Annotated in this window: 16 protein-coding genes; 9 read left to right on the forward strand and 7 right to left on the reverse strand. The window is 55.0% G+C overall.

Features of this window, described 5'->3' with window-relative positions; translation table 11 throughout:
• The first annotated feature begins 314 nt into the window (after positions 1 to 314).
• Both FYC48_RS00130 and FYC48_RS00135 read left to right on the forward strand, forming a co-directional pair.
• On the forward strand, positions 315 to 1,535 hold the full coding sequence (locus FYC48_RS00130) for a DUF1559 domain-containing protein (RefSeq protein WP_149494694.1): 1,221 nt from the start codon (positions 315 to 317) through the stop codon (positions 1,533 to 1,535).
• A 94-nt stretch (positions 1,536 to 1,629) separates the two neighbouring features.
• Positions 1,630 to 1,821, forward strand: a complete 192-nt coding sequence (locus FYC48_RS00135; protein ID WP_149494695.1) for a hypothetical protein — start codon at positions 1,630 to 1,632, stop codon at positions 1,819 to 1,821.
• A gap of 27 nt (positions 1,822 to 1,848) precedes the next feature.
• Here the strand turns inward: FYC48_RS00135 and FYC48_RS00140 are convergent, their stop codons facing one another.
• Entirely contained in the window at positions 1,849 to 2,280 is a 432-nt protein-coding gene (locus FYC48_RS00140) for a DoxX family protein (protein ID WP_149494696.1), read from the reverse strand.
• Between the two features lie 206 nt (positions 2,281 to 2,486).
• On the opposite strand from FYC48_RS00140, the gene FYC48_RS00145 reads away from it, so the two are divergent.
• Entirely contained in the window at positions 2,487 to 4,430 is a 1,944-nt protein-coding gene (locus FYC48_RS00145; RefSeq protein ID WP_160149242.1) for a rhamnogalacturonan lyase, read from the forward strand.
• Here FYC48_RS00145 and FYC48_RS00150 read toward each other — a convergent pair.
• Positions 4,401 to 7,754 carry an efflux RND transporter permease subunit gene (locus FYC48_RS00150; RefSeq protein WP_149494697.1) on the reverse strand — a complete coding sequence of 1,118 codons (3,354 nt, stop codon included), beginning with the start codon at positions 7,752 to 7,754 and terminating at the stop codon, positions 4,401 to 4,403. The two genes, FYC48_RS00145 and FYC48_RS00150, sit on opposite strands and share 30 nt — an antisense overlap.
• Positions 7,751 to 9,541 carry an HlyD family efflux transporter periplasmic adaptor subunit gene (locus tag FYC48_RS00155; RefSeq protein WP_149494698.1) on the reverse strand — a complete coding sequence of 597 codons (1,791 nt, stop codon included), beginning with the start codon at positions 9,539 to 9,541 and terminating at the stop codon, positions 7,751 to 7,753. Before FYC48_RS00155 ends, FYC48_RS00150 begins: the two co-directional genes overlap by 4 nt.
• A 298-nt stretch (positions 9,542 to 9,839) precedes the next feature.
• Here FYC48_RS00155 and FYC48_RS00160 point away from each other — a divergent pair, with 298 nt between their 5' ends.
• A complete protein-coding gene (locus FYC48_RS00160; RefSeq protein WP_149494699.1) occupies positions 9,840 to 10,523 on the forward strand; it encodes a TetR/AcrR family transcriptional regulator in 684 nt (227 codons plus the stop codon).
• Between the two features lie 465 nt (positions 10,524 to 10,988).
• Positions 10,989 to 11,765, forward strand: coding sequence for an SDR family oxidoreductase (locus FYC48_RS00165; RefSeq protein ID WP_149494700.1), 777 nt, complete (start codon positions 10,989 to 10,991; stop codon positions 11,763 to 11,765).
• A gap of 144 nt (positions 11,766 to 11,909) precedes the next feature.
• On the opposite strand, the gene FYC48_RS00170 is transcribed toward FYC48_RS00165, so the two are convergent.
• Entirely contained in the window at positions 11,910 to 12,632 is a 723-nt protein-coding gene (locus tag FYC48_RS00170) for a hypothetical protein (protein ID WP_230627302.1), read from the reverse strand.
• Between the two features lie 184 nt (positions 12,633 to 12,816).
• Entirely contained in the window at positions 12,817 to 13,326 is a 510-nt protein-coding gene (locus FYC48_RS00175) for a hypothetical protein (RefSeq protein WP_149494701.1), read from the reverse strand.
• Positions 13,327 to 13,743: 417 nt separating this feature from the next.
• On the opposite strand from FYC48_RS00175, the gene FYC48_RS00180 reads away from it, so the two are divergent.
• Complete coding sequence (locus FYC48_RS00180) at positions 13,744 to 16,158, forward strand: DUF255 domain-containing protein (RefSeq protein ID WP_160149243.1); 2,415 nt, start codon at positions 13,744 to 13,746, stop codon at positions 16,156 to 16,158.
• Here the strand turns inward: FYC48_RS00180 and FYC48_RS00185 are convergent.
• Positions 16,152 to 16,856, reverse strand: a complete 705-nt coding sequence (locus FYC48_RS00185) for a hypothetical protein (protein WP_149494703.1) — start codon at positions 16,854 to 16,856, stop codon at positions 16,152 to 16,154. The genes FYC48_RS00180 and FYC48_RS00185 overlap by 7 nt on opposite strands.
• Positions 16,857 to 17,241: 385 nt before the next feature.
• Between FYC48_RS00185 and FYC48_RS00190 the strand changes: the two genes are divergently transcribed.
• Both FYC48_RS00190 and FYC48_RS00195 read left to right on the forward strand, forming a co-directional pair.
• The gene (locus FYC48_RS00190; RefSeq protein ID WP_160149244.1) at positions 17,242 to 19,143 is read left to right on the forward strand and encodes a mucoidy inhibitor MuiA family protein; all 1,902 of its coding nucleotides are present in this window, start codon (positions 17,242 to 17,244) and stop codon (positions 19,141 to 19,143) included.
• Between the two features lie 253 nt (positions 19,144 to 19,396).
• Positions 19,397 to 21,049: a SulP family inorganic anion transporter gene (locus FYC48_RS00195; protein WP_149494705.1), complete on the forward strand. Its 1,653-nt coding sequence runs from the start codon at positions 19,397 to 19,399 to the stop codon at positions 21,047 to 21,049.
• Between the two features lie 9 nt (positions 21,050 to 21,058).
• On the opposite strand, the gene FYC48_RS00200 is transcribed toward FYC48_RS00195, so the two are convergent.
• Entirely contained in the window at positions 21,059 to 21,847 is a 789-nt protein-coding gene (locus FYC48_RS00200; protein WP_149494706.1) for an SDR family NAD(P)-dependent oxidoreductase, read from the reverse strand.
• A gap of 285 nt (positions 21,848 to 22,132) precedes the next feature.
• On the opposite strand from FYC48_RS00200, the gene FYC48_RS00205 reads away from it, so the two are divergent.
• The gene (locus tag FYC48_RS00205) at positions 22,133 to 22,459 is read left to right on the forward strand and encodes an ArsR/SmtB family transcription factor (RefSeq protein WP_149494707.1); all 327 of its coding nucleotides are present in this window, start codon (positions 22,133 to 22,135) and stop codon (positions 22,457 to 22,459) included.
• The last annotated feature ends 31 nt before the right edge of the window (positions 22,460 to 22,490 follow it).

A 22,490-nucleotide genomic window follows, 5' to 3' on the forward strand; every position in this document is an offset into this window, starting at 1 on the left:
TACAAGCCGCCGTTGGGATTCGCTTTTCGTGCGAGCACTGGACCAATGAGCACCGGTCGGGTGCAACCTCGGTGAACCAACGTTCTTGTTTAGGCAAGCGAGGCAAGTTGCAGTGCGGTTTCCTTAGTGTGAGCCATGAAATTTGGTTGTTCGCCGGGTGGGGCAGTGATAGCCTCGAGGGTGTGTCAGGTTGCCCTGACGTCCCTTAGTGACGCTCGATCGGTGCCTTCGGTTCCGTTGAGGTAACTTTGCTGATGTTTGATCGTTGGTGGCCTTGATGCGATTCCGAACTCATTTGTGGGGTGGAGATTGCAATGAAATGTTCGAAACGGACGGGTGGCTTTACGTTGGTCGAGCTTCTGGTGGTGATCGCGATCATTGGAATTTTGGTCGGATTGCTGCTCCCAGCAGTCCAAGCAGCCCGTGAAGCGGCGCGGCGAATGAGTTGTAGCAACAACTTCAAGCAGATCGGCTTGGCGATGCACAACTATCATTCGACGTACAAGGAAGCACCGCGGCACGGCACAGGGACACAGCCCAATCCGCCAGACGCTTGGTACCGCACGTCGACCATGGGCAATCGGTTCCGCCTCAATGCGCTCGTGTCGATGGTGCCGTTTATCGAACAGCAGGCGTTGTGGGATCACATCGCCAATCCCAGTTTGACACGGACTGACGGCGGTACGCAGGATCCACCCTGGCCGCCGATGGGGCCGACACCGGATCAGATTCAATACATTCCGTGGGTCAATGAGATCCCCACCTTTCGCTGTCCCAGTGATCCCGGGATCGGCTTGCCTGCCTTGGGGCGAACCAACTATGCGGCCTGCCTGGGTGATTCGATATGGCTCTTACACGTCGCCCCTTACAACAACGACCGCACCGCGATCACCAACGGTCGCGCCCGTCATGCGCGAGCTGCCCACCGTGGTTTCTTCAAGCCGTTTCAGGATTCAAAATTTCGCGACACGCTGGACGGTCTATCGAACACCATCGCAATGGGCGAGATTATTACGGCACTTCAAGACGGTGACATTCGTGGCAATGGTGTCGCCACCAACGGCGGTAACTCGGGACCGTTCGGGCTGGCTGCCTTGCGAGACAATCCTTCGATTTGTACCGACAACGGATACATCAACCCTGAACGCCCTCGTTTTTGGCTACCGGAATTTCAGCAAAAGAATCGCCGTAACTTTGCCCGCGGCCACCGATGGGCGAGTGTCTATCCGTTGATGTCGGGCGTCACGACGATCTTGCCGCCGAATCGCGAAGCCTGCGGTCGTTACAACGCGTTGGGCACGACGTTGGTCGCACCACCATCGAGTCGTCACCAGGGAGGGGCGCACGTTTTAATGGGGGACGGTGCGGTCGTCTTTATGACGGACTCGGTCGAAGCGGGCGATGCACGGGCTCCGATGGTGTGGCTGAACGGTACCGGAGAAGCGATGCCAGGGTCGCCAAGTCCCTATGGGCTCTGGGGCGCGCTTGGCACACGAGCAAGCAACGAAGTGATTGACGAGCAACTCAATCAATGACGCGTCCATCATAGTTCACCGCTTTCGCCGCTCGCGGTCACAATCGCGGCGGCCCCTAATTCACCATCATCCGCTACGCTTTCCAATGAAACCTATGAAAATCACATTCCATTTCCTTTCCGTATTCTTGCTCGTCGGGACACTTTGCGGTTGCGACGATAGCGAAGGCAACTCACTCGCGACCGACGGTGCTTCGGCCGACGACTTCGCCCAGTACGAAGCCGACTTAGCTGCGGTGACCGCGGCCGAAGACAACGAAGACACGGGGGATGAAGACGCCGAATAGTGTACCGCTAATCGATCGAACTCTCGCTCATGCTTCTTCCGTCAGCTTGGGCGAGATCGTCGGCCGATCCGAGCGTCGTTTGATGATCGCATCGATCGAAAAGTTTCCCGGTCCGGTCAACAGGATGACCGCGTAAACCGCCAAGTAGCACGCCGCGAGTTCTTTCTTTTGCCAGGGATCATCGCCATGGATGACAAACAGAGCAATCACCATCGTAAACGCCAGCGGCAATGAGGCGAGGCGTGTTCCCAGTCCCGCGATCAAGAGTAGCGAACACCCCAATTCGGCGCCGATCGCCGCGATCAGGCTGAGTTGGTTCCCCATCCCCAAGGGATCAGGAAAGGTTTCTGCCATTTCGCTAAATCCACTGAGTTTTTGCCAGCCGTGGTTGAGCATTAGCAATCCAAAGGTGACGCGGAGCAAAAGCAGGCCACTAGAAGTCAATGTGTTGCGATTCATGAAGCGAGTCTGTTTGGGGAGTGTTCGGTAGTCCTTGTTCTCCGGGAGAGTACTTTCGGCCCCGCCCCGCCTTACACCTTCCCGGGGCATAAACTTCAAGTAACGTGAAGGGGGCGGCATGTTGCGCAATCACGACGTCTATTGCGTGACAAGTTTCGTCCCGTTGCCTCCCCTTTTTCGGCCCTGGCCGCTTTGAAAAAACTTTGATGTTTGCAAAACACTCGTTGCTTCCGATTGCGACAATGGTTGTCGCGTTTTTCCCGTTGCCACTGCGTGCCCAGATTAAAGCAAGCGGAACGCAGGTGCGGGGTGCGGATCTCTTCTCCGGTCGCCCAATGGAACGGATCGATCGCGGGTTGGTGGCGATCAGACAGCCCGGCGGTGCGTTTGTCAGTTGGCGACTATTGAGCACCGATACTGAGGATGTCGCGTTCGATCTCTATCGTCGCGAGGGTGACGGCCCGTTCCGGAAGCTCAGCGACGAATCGCTCGCGGCCGGGACGAACTATGTCGACTCTTCCGCTGAGGTCAGCAGCCGAACCGTCTATGCGGTGCGGACGGCCGGTGAAGCCGCACCGACCGATGGGACGGACACGGCATCGGTATGGATGGACGGATACTTAGAGATTCCGCTACGTCTGGCCGAGGGATATCGTGCCGGCGATTTGTCGATCGGCGACCTCGATGGCGACGGTCAGTACGAGTTGGTGCTGCATCAGATCAACACCCCCAGGGACAACTCACACAGCGGTCTGACCGGTACGCCGATTCTGGATGCATTTGAGCTTGATGGTGAGCACCTGTGGCGGATCGACTTGGGACGCAACATCCGTGAAGGTGAGCATTACACTCAGTTCCTTGTTTACGACCTGGACGGAGACGGTTGTGCCGAAGTGGCTTGTAAAACAGCTGACGGAACCGTCGATGGCAACGGCGACGCGATTGGAGATCCGGAACAGGACCATCGTGATCTTGACCGACGCTCGCGTTCGTATGGTCGTGTGCTTCGAGGGCCAGAATTTTTGACGGTGTTCGATGGGAAGACTGGTAAAGCAGTCGCAACAGTCGACTACGTCCCCGGGCGTGAGCCGATCGATGGCTGGGGAGGCATCGGTGGTAATGCGGGCAATGACGACTATGGAAATCGCTGCGATCGATTTTTGGCCTGTGTCGCCTATCTCGATGGCGTGCATCCAAGCTTGGTGATGTGCCGCGGCGTCTATGGTCGCACGGTGATGGCGGCATGGGATTGGCAATCGGGAGGACTTTCGCAGCGATGGGTATTCGATTCGGGAATCAATGCGCCACCCTATCGAGATGCCTCGCCTTACTCGGGCATGGGCGGTCATTCACTGGCCGTCGCAGATGTTGACCAGGATGGTCGTGACGAAATCGTTTACCAAGCCATGGTTGTCGACGACGACGGAAGCGGACTTTATTCGACAGGCCTACGCCATGGTGATGCGATGCATGTCAGCGACTGGTACCCGCAACGCCCTGGCTTGGAAGTGTTTACGGTTCAAGAAAACGAAGAACGCAGTGAACGTTTTCAAACACCGGGCGCGGCGATGCGAGATGCTCGAACTGGTGAGATCCTCTGGAGTCACAGTCCCGGTCGCGATGTCGGATCGGGATTGGTTGCCGATATCGATCCTCGCTACTCAGGCTGTGAAGCATGGGGAGGTCCGGGAGGACTGCGAGATCAATCGGGACAATCGATCGGACGAGCCCCGAGGAATTCGGAGTTTGCGATCTGGTGGGACGGCGATCGTTTGCGAGAGTTGATCAGCCGGCGAGGACGAATCACCAAGTGGGACTGGGAGCGGGAGCGAGAGGTGTCGCTGTATTCGCCAGAAGGACGCGGAGCGCCTCGTGGCCCGAACTTGATCGGGGATCTGCTAGGGGATTGGCGTGAAGAGTTTTTCCTCGTCTCACCGGAGGGTGATGCGTTGCGCCTTTACTCGACAACCATTCCGACCGAAGAGCGTCTGCCGACTTTATTGCAAGACCATCAGTATCGACTAAGCCTCGTTTGGCAGAACGTCTCGTACAATAAGCCGCCTCATCCCAGCTTTTTTCTCGGACACACGTCCACCGCACAAGACTCTGACGCGATTCCGCTAGGTGTCACCAGCGGTGACGATCACTGATTCTGGCACCGGAGTGATACCAAAGGTCTCGACGATGATGGCGTACAAGACGGGAACCAAATAGAGCGTCAGCAGCGTGGTCAATAACAGCCCCGCGATCATGCACCAAGCGAGTCCCGCCCAAAGCGGTCCACCACTGAGTGCCAACGGAATTAAACCTCCGACTGTCGTCGCCGTCGTCAAAAAGATCGGCAGCATCCGCTGCTTCCCCGCATCCAGCAGGCTTCGGCGAAACGTCTCGCGGTCGATGCCTGCGATCACGCCGGTTCCATCCGAACTTTTCACCCTTTCGGCAATCAGGATATCGGCAAACTCGATAAAGATGATCGCCGTGTTAAGTACAATGCCAAACAGGGCCAAAATTCCGAGTTGGGGCATGAAACCAAGAGAGTTTCCGGACAGGAACAAGCCTAACCAAGCACCGGCCAGGGCGAGCGGTAAGGTCGCTAAGATCATCAACGGCTTGGACCATCCGTTGTACTGAACGATCAGGCACATCACGATCAGTAGAAACGAAATCGCAAAGGACGTCATCATTTGGCCGCCAGCCTCCTGACTCTCTTCATAGGATCCCCCGGTTTCAATCTTAAAACCGACCGGCAATGATGCCTCCAGTCGCCGAAAAGCTTCAAGGCTCAACACGCGATTGACCACATCGTTTCCGGTCACGCCCGGAGCCATTTGCGCCGAGACTTTGATCACGCGGTTCATGTCACGACGTTCGATTCGAGCCGGCTCCCACGAAAAGCGAAAGCCCGCCAGTGACGACAAGGGGATTTTTCCGTTGTCGCCTTCGACAAAGGACTCTTGCAGTTCACTGATCGATCGTGTTGCGTCGGGGCGTAGTTTGAAATAGATCGGGACTTGGTGATCGCCTTCGCGAAATGTCGTTAACTGTAAACCGGAGTAGTAGGAGTTCAGCGTTTTGGCGACTTGGGCGTTTGTGACTCCGGACAAGGTAGCACGATCTTTTTGGATGTTGACCAGCACTTGATATCCATCGACGCCCCAAGAGTCGTGCACATTCCAAGTTTCAGGCTGCTGATTGACGATCCGTTTCAAACGGTCGGCCGCTTGCCGCAGCAACGCCGGATCGGCAAAGCCACTTCCGATGACACGAAAGACCAACGGGTCGGCGGGAGGTCCGAGGGCGAGTTTCACCGGCACGATTCTCGCACCTACGACCGGATTGATCTGACGTTCTGGATCGCCTTGTTCGCAAATCATCCGCAACCGGTGTGCATACTCCGCCGTGTAACGGCCGTCGGTCGTCCGGACCAAGATTTCGGCAAAGTTGCGTGCCGGAGGTTCGGGCGACCAAGCCAGATGCCAACGTGAACCACCGCCACCGACAAGCGTACGCATCGCGCGAAGTTTTTCATGATGTCCGCCGTAGACCGGTTCGTCTGCACCGACCGGGCTAAGCCGGCGAATAATTTCTTCGACCTGTTTGGCGACTTCATTGGTTTGTTCGATGGTCGCCGTTTCGGGCAAATGGACTTTGACCGCAAATTGATCCCGGTTCGCATCGGGAAAGAATTCGGAGCTGACCGGCAGCGACATGACGAAGCCGAATAGACCGAGCGTGGCTGCCAGTGTGCCCCATTTCAATCGCAGGGCGACCATCCCCGTACGCTCGTAAACACGGAACAGCAGATTGCGTTCACCGCCGCCATCACTCGATCCCTTCCCCCATCGCTGACGTCGACCGAGACGCGGTATGCGCTCGCTAAATGTCCAAAACAGTCTGACGACCGGAGACGCCGGTCGATCGTTTTCGGGCGGCCGAATGAATAGTCCCGCCAAGATTACACACAGCGACATCGCCAACAGCCAACTGAGTGCCAGCGTCGTTGAGACCGTTACGGGTAGGCTGTAGACGTATTCTTTACCGCCGCCTTCGAGCGCGATCAGCATCGGAACAAATGCCGCCATCGTCGTCAACGTTCCGACCATCATGGGAATCGCAAGCGTGTTGGCTCCTTCGATGGCTGCCGGGAACGGAGCCATCCCGGCGATTTGATTGGTGCGAGCTTGGTCGCAAACCTGGACCGCGTTGTCCACCAGTAGCCCCAGTGAAATGATGAGTGCGGCCAAAGAAATCTGTTCGAGCTGGACGCCGAAGATCGAAATGAAGCCGATCGACATCAACACGACGATCGGAATATTCGCAGCCATCACAAACGAGGTCCGCATCCCGACGACAAGGAAGACAACGACGACAACAATCAGAACCGCTTCGATGACGTTGAGCACGACTTCGCTGATCTTGGCGGAGACGTTTTCCGACTGATCACTAACCGGCGTCACCGCAATGTCTGGTGGGAGCCGTTTTTCGACATCGGTCAGTTCCTGGAGACGCCGTTTGACGGAATCACAGATATCGATGATGTTGGAACCCGACTTCATGGTCACCCCCAGCGTCACCGCTGATGTGCTCCGGTCGGGATCCCCATAACGACAATAATACTTTGCCGGATCTTCGTAGGCGCGGCGGACAGATAGCCCCAAGTCAGTTAGGTAAACGCTGTTTCCACCTTCGTCCGTCTTGACGACGCTGGCGATTTGATTGATCTCATTAATCGCGTTGAACTCACCTGCCGGTTTTACGGAGAAGTGGCCCGCTGGCGTATCAATTTCACCACCGGGCTGAATGATGTTGCGATCGGTGGCAAGCTGTTCGAGCTGCTGAGTGGTCAGGTTCAGCTGCGCCCAATTGGCTAAATCGGTTTCGATAAAGATGGCTTCGTCGCGCACGCCGAACATCTCGACTTTGGCGATCCCAGGAAGCAATCGTAAGTCGTCTTGAATGTCTTCGGCGAATTCTTCTAATTCGCGAAGAGTGTATTGGTCTTCCGGGCGTACGGAGTCGCGACCGTGAACGGGGGTCTGGTGAACGGCGAGGACCAGGATCGCGGTGTCACCGAATTCGTCATTGACGATCGGTTTGATCGAATCTTCGGGCATTCGGACGGATTCGACACGAGTGCGAACTTTGTCCCAAACGGACTGGATTTCATCTGGAGGTACCCGATCATCGAGTTCCACAAAGACCGTCGATTGGCCGGTCAGGGTGGTCGATCGAATGTGGTCAACTTCTTCAATGCTGATGACCTGCTGCTCGAGCTTGTCGGTGATCAGTTCCTCGACCTTTTCCGCCGGCGCACCGGGCCATGAAGTCGAAATCACGCACACTCGGATCGTAAACTCGGGATCTTCGCGTCTGGGAATCGTGAAATACGTCATCACGCCCCAAGCCATCAGCAATAGTGTGGCGGAGAAGACAATCGGACGGTAACGAACGGCAAGCTGAGGGAGGTTCATTGCGGTACCTCCGATTCGTCATTCTTCGCCGTTCCACCCGCTGCAAGATCAGTTGCGGCGACTTCGATGGAACGAGTTTCCTCTGGCAGTTCGCTCGTGATCACGTTGACGCGTTCCCCATCCATCAAGAAATGGACACCGCCGACTACGATCTGGGTTCCGTCTGGAAAATCGCCTTGGTCGGTCGATTCGATCAGTACCAACGAACCGGTGTCAAGATTATCGGGAAGCTCGGTTCGAACCTCGGTCTTCTTTGCCCGGCCATCCTCGACAACAAACACATACGTTCGACCGGATTCTTGATAGATCGCTTCGACCGGGATGTAGTACCCCAGTTTCGGCTTACCATCGGACAAGCTTGCGTTTGCCAAGTCACCGGGACGTAGCATCCAGTGTGGACCGCCGTCGACCACCACGGACTCACCATCCCATCGATTGCGATCGCCCGCGGGGAATTCCAATTCGCCAATGATTAATGACTCCTGATTCACGGTGGGCGAATCAGTCGAGTCGACCGTGTTGAAAATCACCGGCCGAAAGACCCAGTTGCCGAGAAATGGAATCTTTGCATCTAGCACGGTGATGTAGTGCCTACGAACCTTGGTGACCTCTTGAAGCCGCTCACCGAATCGGGCGTTGGTCGCAACCCAAACGTAGTCACCGCTGTCGTCGTGGTCGATCGAGTTTTCTTCGACAAGCAAGATGTTTTCGGGGGCGCCGATGATCTTGTTAAGCTTCATCGGCCAAATGTCTTCGGTTCGTGCGTAGGCCTCGCCACCGGGGATTTGGGACAAGGGAGAACGGTATTGCTCATTCATAATCAATAGCGACACGCTGAAGGTTCGTGTCGAAGGATCGGCACTCGGGGAAACGTTGTAGACCATCGCGTTTCGTTCCGCCGGTTCACCGTCGGGCATCACAAATGAAACACTCAGTTGCCGTCGCCGTTCCAGTGAACGCGACTGCTCGGCTGACACCTCGATCTCCACTTTAATGGGGTTGATCATCTGCAAAGTCAGCACCGGAGCCCCCGCCGAAACAACGCTACCGGGAACCACATCTACTTCGGAGATCTGACCGGGATAGGATCCATAGAGCACGGTGTTTTCCAAGTCTCGCTGTGCGTTACGTAGCGTCTGCTTGGCTGCTTTGACACGAGCCTCGGCGGCTTTCAATTCGACTTTCGCTTGGCTACTCGATGCCTTGAGTCGATCGAGCCGAGCTTCCTCTGTCGCGATCCGGTTCGCCGCATCTTCGTATTCAGAGATCGACGCAGCGTTGGACTTGCGTAGCTGCGCGATACGATCAAATTCGTTCTTGGCAAGTTTTAGATCCGCTTCGGCCGATCGAATATCCGCTGGGATGGATTCGCTAATTCGCTCGGCGATGACTTGCGAATCCAACTGAGCTGCTTCCAGCGAAGCTTGGGCAGAATCAACGGCCACCTCGTATTGCTCAGGATCGAGGGCGGCCAACGGGGTGCCTTCCTGGATAATCGTCCCATCGACGTCAACCGTTCGGCCTTCGATGTTCCTTCCCGGTTCGAGCACCCACATGACTCGTCCCCTGACTTCGAATCCGATCTGCTCGGTTTTCCAAGAAGTAACGGATCCAGAAACGGTGAACGAGTTTTCGGGGACAAACTTCGTGACTTCCATCGCTGTCACCGGACGCGGCGATTTGGGCGGAAGATCCGGTTCGCTTTTGGAGCAACCACAGAACGCTAAGATGCCCACAAAGGCCCATCGCAATCCGGTTTGATTCATGAACGCGAGCGAATTTGTCATGAGAAGTTGCTCGGAAAGGTCGCTGAGAGACGAATGAAGCGCACGACTGGAATGATGACAACACACCTTCTGGTGCCTTGCCGGTTTGGCTTTATCGACCCAACGCAACTCTTTCGTGGGAAAGGTGATCTACGATTTCTCTTCGTCGCAGGATGCGAACAGACCGCTATGATTCCAGCCTTGACGACAAGGGGCTTTCGCACGCACGGCATCCGCCAAGCTAAAAGTTACACTGCCGAGTGTAGTTTTCGGTATTGCGCAGGTAAACCCCTGAGTGTAAATTATTGGTTATGGGCAATTGCATCGCCCTTTTCGTTTGATTCGCCCTGGGCAGATGGGCATTCGTGTCACACATGGCGGCGAGCCGCCGGGTTGGATGGTGATGAAGTACTCCGAACGCAAGCGAGCAGACATCTTGGCTGCGGCGGTCTCTGAGTTTCGTGCGTCCGGTTACGACAGCACCAGCATGGACCGCATTGCCGAAGCCGCCGGCGCATCGAAGCGCACGGTCTACAACCACTTTGGCAGCAAGGACCAAATGTTCGAGGCGATGGTCCACGAGATGATGTCACGGGCGGATCAGCTAATGGAATTTCGTTATGACTCGGAATTGCCGCTCGCCCGGCAGTTGAAATCGATTTCAGAAGAGATCTTGAGTGTCCTGACGGACGAGGGGTACAGGGATCTCGCTCGTGTGGTGCTTTCACGATTGATGATCGTCCCCCAGTACAGTCGGATCATTTCTGAACACACCGAGCAGATAAATACCATGTTGGCCGATTGGCTACGGGCCGCACACCGCGACAAGCGTTTGAAGGTGCCCCGCCCCGAAGTCGCCGCAGATCAGTTGGTCGGGATGTTGATGGGATACGGGTTCTGGCCAGCCTTGTGCGGCGTCGAAAAAACATCGCTGGATGTCAAGCAAGCGACCTTCATCAAGCAAACGGTGTCCATGTTTTTGCAGGGGTATCAAGCGACGTAGCTTCACCCTTTTCGCCATCGATGGTGTAATTACCGGTGGACCTTGGCAGCGACTGAGGATTTGGTATCAGCTTCGGGATCTACTTAGAAACCGACGGCAGACCCCTGCGTGCCGGCTTGCGGACGGACGCCATCGGTCGCTTCGGCTCACGATTTGCATCCTGAATTAGGATTTGCATACCGATAGATATTTTGATTCGCACTGAGGGCGTTTGTCTGAGTGGTTGAGCCGCTTGCCGTCGACGCCGCTTGCAATTGACTACGGCTAAATCTTCCGTATCAGGACTGATGCCCGTCGGCTAACGAGCCGCAATCGACGAATCATGCTCTCAGACGCGCTGATCGCGAAAAACTTTTCTCGTATTGAAAGGTTGATGCACCGGTGCGGTACTCCACAGCAGGTAAGCAAAACAGGTAAGCACACCCTGCCTGTAGAAACGTAATCACTCGCCGAAGGAACAAGGAAATGACATTTCAAATCAAAGATTCAGTCGCATTGGTCACGGGTGCAAATCGCGGAATTGGCAAGGCAATTCTAGAAGCATTGCTCGCAAATGGGGCTGCCAAGGTATATGCCGCCGTCCGCGATGTTTCTTCGGTCGAGCCACTACGCCAGGCTCATGGCGACAAAGTGGTTGCCCTGGAGATCGATTTGACCCGCCCGGAAACCATCGCAGCGGCTGCGGGTTCGGCGTCCGACGTGACGCTGGTGGTCAACAACGCAGGGGTCTTGAAGGCCGCAAGTGCGCTTTCCGATGATGCGATCGAATCATTTCAGTTTGAAATGAATGTGAATGTCTACGGACTGATTCGTGTCGCGCAAGCGTTCGCCCCCGTACTTAAACGCAACGCCGCGGCCGGGACTGGTCACGCAGGTGCGGCGCTCGTTCAGCTCAATTCGGTGGCATCGCTAACCAACTTTCCCGACTTTGCCACGTACTCGGCATCGAAGGCAGCGTCTTATTCGATCACCCAAGGTCTCCGCGCTCAGCTCAAACCGGAAGGCGTTGACGTCGTTAGCGTTCACCCAGGGCCGATCGATACTGACATGGCAACCGACGCCGGGTTGCATGAGATGGCAGAACCGCCAAGCCTTGTTGCTGACGCGATCGTCGAGGCACTTCAGAACGGGCAATTTCACGCGTTCCCGGATTCGATGGCCGTGCAGATTGGTCAAGCGTACGCCTCGTTCGCTGAGAACGTGATCGAGGCTGAAACAGAAGAAGCCGCCGCAGAGGCGTAGGTCGCATTTCGTGCAGTGGGTTCCCGCCAAACGCGAAATCGTCGGCGATGACCTCGCGAATTCATTGCTGTCGGGCGAAAGTCGCAAGGGTTTCGAAATCAACTTAAAGATCGGGCTTGATTCGAGAATTGCCCGAACATCGATTTAGTTTTTTGAAAATACCGCGAGTCCGACGCCTAGCATCCAATCGTCGGCCTCGCGGCCTTCTGTCGCGATCATGTATCGCCCGTAGCTCGTTAGGCGAATGCGAGGGGTCCACCAAAAGTGGGCGCCGACTTCGGGATAAACCGCCGCGAACGCCCCCGAAAAGCGTTTTTTCTTTTCTCGGTTTTCGTCGACCCAGCCGTCATCGTCGTTGTCGATACCATCATCGGAAGCATCGACGGTTTCTCGTGCCGCTCCCGCGTAGACGCCAGTTCCGACAAAGGGAGCGAGTCGACTGGGGGTTTGCACACGTAGCCCGACATCGGCACCGGTAAACCAATCGTCTTCGTTGACCATTCCCATCAACGAAGCACGCCCGGTCAAGTAGCTCGTCATGTAGGCTTCCCCCCCTACATCGAGCGACATCAAACTATGGTCCGAGTCGGGGCGGTAGGTGTAGCCTCCGGAGGCAAACATCCCGGTTGCTCCGTCAAGGAATCGAGCATCCAACGCTTGCTTAAGTTTTCCCGGGATGTCCCAGCGTTCGGCGCCGTCGCAGTACTTAGCGGCGTAGTCGGCGTCGTCCATCGCCCACCTCGATTTCAAGATCCCCGTCGGCATCGCGCAGCCGGACACCAGCGTTACCGCGATCAGTAGCCCATTCGCTAACGCGAGACCTTTCGCGGTCGCGATTCGTAAATGGCGAGCGGATCGATGGGGCATTCTATTACCGTGAACTGGACGTCAGGTCGACACGGGAGACTCTTTCCAAGACGCTGTGTCTGACACACCAACGGTTCAGGTAGCATACAGCGGCTTTCGGCCACAAGCCAAGTTATGGTGAAGTATCGCCGTTGCCGAAAAAACAACCCTAAAACACCTCATCGGGATTGGTTTCCTCGTCGATTTAGCCAAGCAACGATGCGGCATCGAGGGCGTCACCGACGACTCCGACGGCGTCGACATCGCTGGCCAATTTTAAGCCTCGACCGGCGGAAACAACTTCCGAAACGCGTGTGTTGGTAGGGAAGGTCTTGTGCGGAATCCGCGCGTTGATCGCGCCAATCCGAAGAATCAATGCCCAGTTATCCTTTCGGAAAAAGCTGGCGACGCGGGCGATCGCGCCTCCATTGGGGACGAAACCTTTGAAGAACTCTTCCAAGTAGATCTTGGCGGCATTCGACGAGCTCAATTTGCCCACGGTGACATGGAACGTATCGAAGTGCTCGTCAGTTTTAACGACCAGATTTCCGTGCTCACCCAGCCACCCCTTGATCTGCTTCTGGGTTCCCTGAATGATGAATTTTCCGTTCGAAGGGGTAAGTCCAATCATCTTCAGAAACGGCACCGTTCGGATTTCATAGCCACCACCAATCCCGGTGCCTTTGTCTTTCATGTAACCAGCAATTAACGACATCTTGTTGTTTCTCTCGAGTCTTCGGGGGATGCTTCAGTGACGCCTGTCCCGGGCCGTGGCAAAGGACCATCGTCAACGGCACCATCGACCGCTTCTGCGGGTGGCCCCTCAGGCGGCACGGCACACGACCGCACGAGCCGGAGAACGGAGTCGTCGGCTCTCAAGAAAGCTGCTCATTCGCCATCGGAGGCCAAGTCTAAATCGGGTTCGTTTCGTCAAGTTCCCATCAGTGCGCTAGAACAGCCGATCCGATGCCCGGTTTTGTGCGGACGATGCAAATGCAGCTTAGGTCAGAAATGACACGATGAAAGCGGACAGAATCAGAATGATGTTCGGGCCGTTACAATGAACGGCTCAATGCCGCCGGCCATCCCCATCAAAGCGCTCCCCAAGCATCTTCCTACCCCACTGTTTTGTATGTCTCATTTGGTTGCCCACCCAAAACGAAGCGTCATTTTCTCACTCGCGGTGGCGTTTGTCGCGTTGGCCTACAATTCACCACAAGGTTTCGGCCAACAGAGTACCGAACAAGGGCATTCGCACATGCACACGAATCGACTGATCAGCGAAACCAGTCCCTACCTGTTGCAGCACGCCCACAACCCGGTCGACTGGTATCCGTGGGGCGAAGAAGCATTCGCGAAAGCTAAAGAAGAGAACAAGCCGATCTTTCTATCGGTCGGATACTCCACGTGCTACTGGTGCCATGTGATGGAGAAAGAATCGTTCGAAGACCCGGATGTTGCCAAGGTCATTAACGAGCACTTCATCGCAATCAAGGTCGATCGCGAAGAGCGGCCGGATATCGACGAGCAATACATGTTGGCGACGCAACTGTTGACCAGTCGTGGTGGTTGGCCGAATTCCGTTTGGCTCACTCCCGACGGTGATCCGTGGATGGCCGGAACGTATTTTCCAAAGCAACGTTTCATCGTCGTTCTTGAACAGCTTCAGAACTTTTGGGTCAACCGTCGCGATGATGTGAATCGCCAAGCCGAATCGATTGTTCGTGCAACCGAACAAGCAGGCAGCCCAAGTGTCACGGAAACGGTTGAGCTGTCGCTGGAAATGGTCGAGCAGGCAACCGACGAGTTTCTCTCACAGTTTGACGACGTTCACGGTGGCTTCGGTGGTGCGCCAAAATTCCCGCCCCACGGCACACTATCGTTTCTGATGCAGCGATACCGCACGACAGAGAATCCCAAGATTCTTCAAGCGGTGACCAGAACGCTCGATGCGATGTGGTTGGGAGGATTTCATGATCACATTGGTGGCGGCTTTCATCGCTACTCGACGGATCGCAAGTGGTTGCTGCCCCACTTCGAGAAAATGCTTTACGACAACGCGCAGCTGATGGATGCTTATGCCGAAGCTTATGCACTGACTCAAAAGCCCCGATACCGAGAAGCGGTCGCGGACATCTATCGATGGGTGAACCGAGAAATGACTTCTCCGGAAGGCGGGTTTTATTCCGCCATCGATTCAGGCGAAGTCGGCAAGGAAGGCGAGTCGCTCATTTGGTCGACCGAACAACTGGAGAAACCTCTCAATCAAGAAGACGCAGATCTTTTTTCCGAAGTGTACCAATTCAGTAACGAAGGCAACTTTCGGGAGGAAGCGAGTGGCGAGCGCATTGGGAAGAACATTCCTTATCGGGTGCAGTCTCTCGATGAAATTGCACAACAATATGGTGAAGACCCCAAGGACTTTCGACGCCGTATGCATGCCATCCGAGATGCTCTCTTGGAAGAACGACTTCATTGGCCCCAGCCACACAAGGACGACAAAATCCTGACCAGTTGGAATGGGTTGATGATCAAATCCTTGGCCAAGGCGGGACGTTTGCTCGACGAGCCTGCCTATCTTCAGTCTGCTAAGAAAGCAGCTGACTTTTTAGTCAAAGCGATGATGACCGATGAAGGCGCAATGAGATCTTTTCGGAACGGTCAAGCGAAACAACCAGGCTTCCTCGATGATCATGTATTCTTAGCCGCAGGTCTGTCTGAGTTGGCTAAGGCAACTGGTGAAGATGACTATATATTTCAAGCAAAACGTTTGATCGATCACCTGCGAAACGAATTTGAAGATGCCGAAGAAGGTGGGTTCTTTCAAACCGGCAAGACACACCAAGAGCTACTCGTGCGATCGAAGTTCCTTGGTTCCGGCGGTAACTTACCCAATGCAAACGGGATCGCCGCGGAATTGATGTTCGAATTGTCAGAAGAATTCAATGATCCGGCGCTTCGTCGATCCGCGGTAAAAACATTGAACGCCTTCGCCGTCGCGATCGATCGGCAAGCTCATACGAACGAAGATCTATTGAAAGCGATCGAAACGTGGGTGATACCAACGCTTGACGCAAAGCCAACAGCCGACGATCGTCGACTGATCGTCCGCGGTAGTCCCGTCACGATGGAGGCGAGGGTCGCGTCATCCGATCAAACCGAATCAGCGCAAGCGAAGTCGAATCGTCTGGTGGTGACGGTGAAAATCGATCCCGGTTTTCACCTCTATGGTGAAGCCGGTGACAAACGCTCTAGCGATGCCCCCGTTTTGGTTCGTCCGGTCAGACTGACCGCAAAGCCTGGCCCGGCCATTCGAATGCAATCGATAGTGATGCCCGCCGCTACGAAAAAAAACGACCCTGTTTTAGGGAGGGAACTGGCAATCTACTCGGGGACGCTCGAAATCGAAATCCCATTCTCGATCGAACCGGTCGCGGCTGGTTCGGCAGAGTCGATTCAGTTGGAGTTGCAGTTTCAGGCCTGCGATGACATGCGGTGTCTTCAGCCGCAAACGCTTTCGGGGACTTTGCGGATTGATATTCAGTAACGACGCGAACCGTCTTGGTTGAATCGATCGAGGAGACGTTGAATTTCTAAGTGAACCAACGTTGACGTTGAGATCGCCAACCAGTGCCGATCTCGAATCGTAATCGGAGAAATTTCGGACTCGCCCCCCAACCTTGCCCACATAGAAGGCCTGACCATCGTCTCGATCGTGTCGACAATTTGATCGTATCGGTGATCCTGACGTTGCCATGGACCGTGTGAAGTCACGTTGGACTCCACTTTGTCGGCGTCGCCGATAAGCGGCGTCACATCGTAGAGTCGGACGATTTCCGCTTCTTCGGCAGTTTCCGATGTCGTGATGATTACTCGTCCGTGACGAATTAAAACCTCTAGATCGAGCGTCCGTAAGCGTTCGGTAATGTCAACGAGCAAAGAAGGCGATCCGAATGCCGGATTCTGTATTTGCACGGATCGTGTCCACCACGGTCGAGCTAAATCGCTAGCGTCCGGCGCGTTGATTTCGACGGCAGATTGGGGGCGCCAAATTTGGGTCCCGTTTTCAATTTGCTCATTCAAATCAATCCCTAGTTCTTCGAGAGATCGAGTGTCGATGACCACCGGAACGACGCTTCCCAAATCATGGGCTAGTGTGGCGATTGTCAAGTCGCTCTCCCAAGCGAACGAGGTTGGTTGGTTAAGCAACGCAAGAACCTGAGCCTCCTGTGGAGGTGTCATCATGGGATCACAGGGAAAAGAAGCGATCTTCGAGCCCGGACTTGATTGGACCTCAGCGGTTCGATCGACCCCCGATTGAAACATCATTACGAACGGGTCCGGTGATCGTCCTTGTCCCCATCCCGGATTCCTGACGAAGAATACGAATAGTATGACGATCGTTAATCGTAGTCGACGATGAATCAAGCAACGCATCTAATCACTCTCCTAGTGCTTGAAGCCTTTGGTAGTCAGTTGCCTTGAGCAATTGGTATGCCGCATGCGAATCACAACGTTTTACAAGCTAGCAGGCCTTCGTTGTTGTATCTCGCAAGGCGAATTGATACGTAGCAGTTGAATGATGCAACAGTCCTGCTTTTGTCTCGAGATGACTGCAAGGAGTGAATCGATGCGGGTAACCCGATCGTGTAAACAGAGATTGTTCGAGATCCGTAACCATGCCCACATGCATCGTGCCGGAAGATTGGTTCGGTGGATCGCAACCGTTGTAATCATCGTCGCGGTCGACTTTCCGGTCGCGGATGCTCAACCGTCGGTGATCGATCACGATGCCATTGATGTCGCCAGTTCGATCGAATCCGTCACGGTCTTTCGGCAGGAAGCAAACGTCATTCGCGAGATTCAAGTCGCCCCGTCCACTTCGATGCAGACCCTGCGGGTCAGCGGCCTGCCGCAAGCAATGCGGATACATTCCATCCGCTGCGAACCAAGTCCGACCATCAATGTCCGATCGGTGCGCGTGCTTTCGCATGTGGAAGTCCGCGATCGGAAACAGGAGGAACAGCAAAACGCATCGATCGCACAGACACAGCAGGCGATCGAGGAAGCTCAGCAAAACGTCGCGGCGATTGAGCGGGACTTGATGACGATCGAAAACTTGGTGCAGTTTTCGGCCAAACAAGCAAATCATGACCTCCGCCAAGCAACGTTGGATGCCGAATCGATTACCGAAATAGCGGATTTCGTGATGCAGCGGCGACGCGCGCTCGCGAAGGAGTTGTTGAAGGCACAGCATGCATTGCGTGCAAAGCAACAGGAGCTTGAAGGGATAATCGCGGAGATCTCGGAAGAGACTGATTCGGATACCGAGCAGACATTTGACGCGATCATCCGAGTGGATGCAACGGAGGGCGGGCCGTTACGACTGAGCTACTGGGTGGATGACGTTTCTTGGCAACCGAGCTATACGATTCGCGCCACATCGAATGTTGATGTTGAAGACGAAATTATGATTCAACTTGACGGTCACGTTTCCCAGAGTAGCGGTGAGGACTGGAAGGGCGTCAAGTTGGTACTTTGCACCGGCGTGCCAGACGTCAAAGCGGACGGTCCGGTCCTGGCACCGTTGCGTGTCACAGTCGATGGTGCGAGTTCAAAATTCGATTCACCAGGATTGGGAGGCGATCAATCGATTCCCGCATGGGTTGATCCTGGCGAATGGCAAACCAACTTGCGACTCAATGCCGACGCGTCGACCAAGCAGGTTCAGGAGATCAATCAACCTGCATCGGTGCAACGTGATCTTGCGAGTGACGCAGGGCAAAACGTCTCCGATGAAACCTACGTGATTGAGCGTGAAGTAGACGTCCCCCATCGAGCGATCAAGCAATCGGTAACGGTTTTGCAATCGACCGTGAAGGGCGACATCTATCGGGTCGTGGTTCCGCTGCTGAGTAGTTTTGCTTATCGCGAAGTTGAGGTCGAAAACCGATCGGGAGAAAACTTAGTCGGCGGCGATGCGATGGTCTTCTTGGATGGTCGGTTTGTTGGCAGGACAACTGTTCCTCCGACGGCCGCCGGTGGCGAGTTGTTACTGGGATTCGGCGCGGATCGGCAAGTCCGCACCCGCCGCGAATTACTCGAACGAACTGTCGAGCCTAAAGGCGGCAATCGCCTGACAACGCTGAAGTATCGCTTGGTGATTTCCAATTTTCACGATCAAGCGGTTGACGTCCATTTGTTCGATCGCTTGCCCATCAGTGACAGCGAAACCGCCATTGATCTGATCGCCGACGAAACGTCACTCGGCACGTTATCCGATGACGCGAAATACCTTCGATTGGTGCGGCCGACAGGGATTCTTCGTTGGGATTTGCAAGTTCCCGCTAAGCGATTCGGTAGCGACGCCTACGACCACCATTATCAATTCACAATCGAAATGGACCGTACGAAGACGATCACAGGAACGGATTTGCAGCGGCAAATCAACCAGGACTTACAATTCCAGCGTTTCAACGGTGGGGGCATGGGGGGTGGGATGGGAGGCGCCGGTGGCGGAGGTGCGCGATGACTGAGGGGCGATTCGGGAAAGCCGTCTAGAAAATTCCATCAGAATTTCATCGGCTTTCACGGCGGGTTACGTTGCCAGACGGCTTCCTTGTTTCGCCGGAAGGTGGCTGAAATTCACATCCGGCAATTCGGTGGTTTGACCCCCTGTTGCCGAGGTGGCCGCATTGTGGTTAGAGCGGTTGACCTGCTCCGGAGGGCTACTACGATTCGCGGCTAATCGATTAATCTTCAACCAGTTTCGCGACCCACCTCTAATGCTGAATTTCTTTCGTCGGCAGACTGCCAACACTAAGGATGATGTTCTCTCTGGCTTGACCGTAGCCTTGGCGTTAGTGCCCGAAGCGGTCGCGTTTGCGTTTGTCGCCGGCGTGTCGCCGTTGATCGGTCTTTACAGCGCCGTGTTTATCGGGTTGATCACCGCTGTCCTGGGTGGTCGTCCCGGGATGATCTCCGGAGCGACCGGGGCGATGGCAGTCGTCGTGGTTGGCTTGGTCACGATTCACGGGATCGAGTACATGTTTCCTGCCGTGATTCTGTGCGGATTGATTCAGATCGCGATCGGATTTGCTCGGCTTGGAAAGCTGATCCGCATGGTCCCGCACTCAGTCATGCTCGGCTTTGTCAATGGGTTGGCGATTGTGATTGGGATGGCTCAACTGGGCAGTTTCAAGATCCTTGATCTCGACGCCGGGGAGATGGTTTATCTCAGCGGTATTCGCCTGTGGTTGATGCTTGGCCTGGTCGGATTGACGATGCTAATCATTGTCGGATTGCCGCGTTTCACCAAAGCTATTCCCGCGTCGTTAGCCGCGATCTTGGTCGTCACGATGATTTCAGTTGGAATCAATCGAAGCGGGCAAATCGCCGGCGACGGGATTTCTTCGAACGCGATCGCTACCGTGGGTGACATGTTGGCAACGCATGCGACAGCGGCAACCGCCAGCGAACAACTCGCCAATGGCCAGGAGATCGTCCCCGTCGAGGCATCGATCGGCGGTGGACTTCCGAAGCTGTTTTTCATGGAATACTTGGTTCCGGAGTTCAGCTTCGAAACCTTGAAGATCATCTTTCCGTTCGCCCTTACGCTTGCCGGTGTCGGGTTGATCGAATCACTGATGACGTTGACCTTGATTGACGAGATCACCGAAACGCGGGGACGCGGTAATCGCGAATGTGTCGGCCAGGGTGTCGCAAACTTGGTGTGTGGTTTGTTCGGCGGCATGGGTGGCTGCGCGATGATCGGTCAATCATTGATCAACGTGAATTCGGGAGGTCGGGGACGTTTAAGCGGCATCACGGCAGCTTGTTGTTTGATGCTGTTTATCTTGTTCGTCGCTCCGTGGATCGAAATGATCCCGATGGCAGCTCTTGTCGGAGTGATGTTCATGGTCGTCATCGGGACGTTCGAGTGGGCCTCGATAAAGATGATCAGCCGGATTCCTCCCTCGGACTACTTTGTGATGGTCTTGGTCGCGGGCTACACCGTCGTCATGCACGACCTCGCGACCGCCGTCATCTTGGGTGTCGTCGTTTCGGCTTGCGTATTCGCTTGGAAACACGCGACTCACCTAGGTGCGGATACAAAAATTAACGAAGAGGGAAGCAAGGTCTATCAATTGCATGGCCCGCTTTTCTTTGCTTCGGCGTCTTCCTTCAAGGAACTCTTCGACGTTCAGAATGACCCCGAAGACGTTGTGATCGATTTCTATTACACCCGCGTCTACGACCAATCGGGAATGGAAGCGATTCGGACGTTGACGGAGAAATACCAAGCGGCAAACAAGCGTCTGCACCTGACACACCTCAGCGAAGAATGCCGTACACTGCTCGATCGGGCGGGTGAGCTGGTCGAAGTCAATCTCTCGGAAGACCCGCAGTATCACGTCGCAACCGATCGTTTGGCATAGGGGCGAGTGTCAGATAATCGTTGGAACGATACCGCCATCGCTTCGTAGGGCGGCGCCGTTGATTGCCGATGCCAAAGGGCTGGCGACGAAGGCGACCAAGTTGGCGATTTCTTCCGGATTGATCAGCCGCTGGATCAAAGAGGTCGGGCGGTTTTCGGATACAAAGTTTTTCTCGGCTGATTCGAATGACTCGTCAGGATAGAGCCCCTTGACGAATTCTCGAACGCCGGGAGTGACGGTCGAACCCGGTAGGACCGAATTGACCGTGACTTTGGTTCCTTTGGTTAATTCCGCAAGACTGCGCGAAAGCGTGAGTTGAGCCGTCTTGGTCATCGCGTAATGCGCCATCTCTGGGGCCGGCAGCACACCCGATTCGCTGCTGATAAAAATGATGCGACCGCTGTTTTGGTCAAGCATTCGCTTGAGGTAGTGACGCGAGAGCCGGATTCCGCTCATCACGTTGACATCAAAGATTTCGCGCCACTGATCATCCGTGATGTCGAAGAAATCGACGGCCGCGAAGATTCCCAGGTTGTTCACCAAAATGTCCACCTCGGGGAATCGCTCGATGGTTTTCTCGATGCCTGCGACCGTCCCGTTATCGGCGGCCAGCCCCTGGAGTGTGGCGCCGGGGTTGTCCTCTAAAATCTCCTCGATCGCTCGATTCACCGAATCTTCGCTGCGTCCATTGATGACCGTAGTGGCTCCTTCCTGGGCCAAACGCGTCGCAATTGCCTTCCCGATTCCGCCACTTGATGCCGTCACCAGTGCCGTTTTTCCTTTGAGGTTCAATTCCATCGTTTTCTCCGCTTGAGCTTGCTTGCTTGGTGTAGGGAACTTTCTTGATCGGTCAATGTCTGGTCTGATACCGCCGGGCCCGAGTGTTCTTTCAAGAATTCCAGCGATCTCGCCGCAGACGGTGAGCTTCGACCGATTGCCAAATGAATCTGGGATTGTTTTTTCCTTGACCGAAGCAGAAAACTGCTTTATTGTTGATCGTAGATTGACGATAAACATAGTGTTGGTCGATGATGTGTGTTGCACGGTGGCAAGCCGTACCGGCGATGATCAGGCAAAAGACACGTGGCAAAAAAGAAAACGACGAAGAAGTGCGATCCGTCGCCGGCGAAGCTGACGCCGGATCCGGCAGCGGATCAATTAGCCAAACTGGCGTGGGCGATCGCCCATCCGGCCCGCGTTCAGATCGTACAACTCCTGTTGCGACGTGATGCGTGTGTATGTGGCGAAATTGTCAGTTCACTTCCACTTGCCCAATCGACGGTATCCCAGCACCTCAAAATCTTGAAGGAATCGGGCTTAATTCAGGGCGAGGTCGATGGGCCGAAGGTTTGTTACTGTATCAACGAAGCTCAATTGACCAAATTGAAAACTCTGGTCGGCAAGCTTTAGTGTTGGTGGCGAGCACTTCGTTCCAGTTCGA

Origin of the sequence: Roseiconus lacunae (assembly GCF_008312935.1) — a bacterium.
GTDB lineage: Bacteria > Planctomycetota > Planctomycetia > Pirellulales > Pirellulaceae > Stieleria > Stieleria lacunae.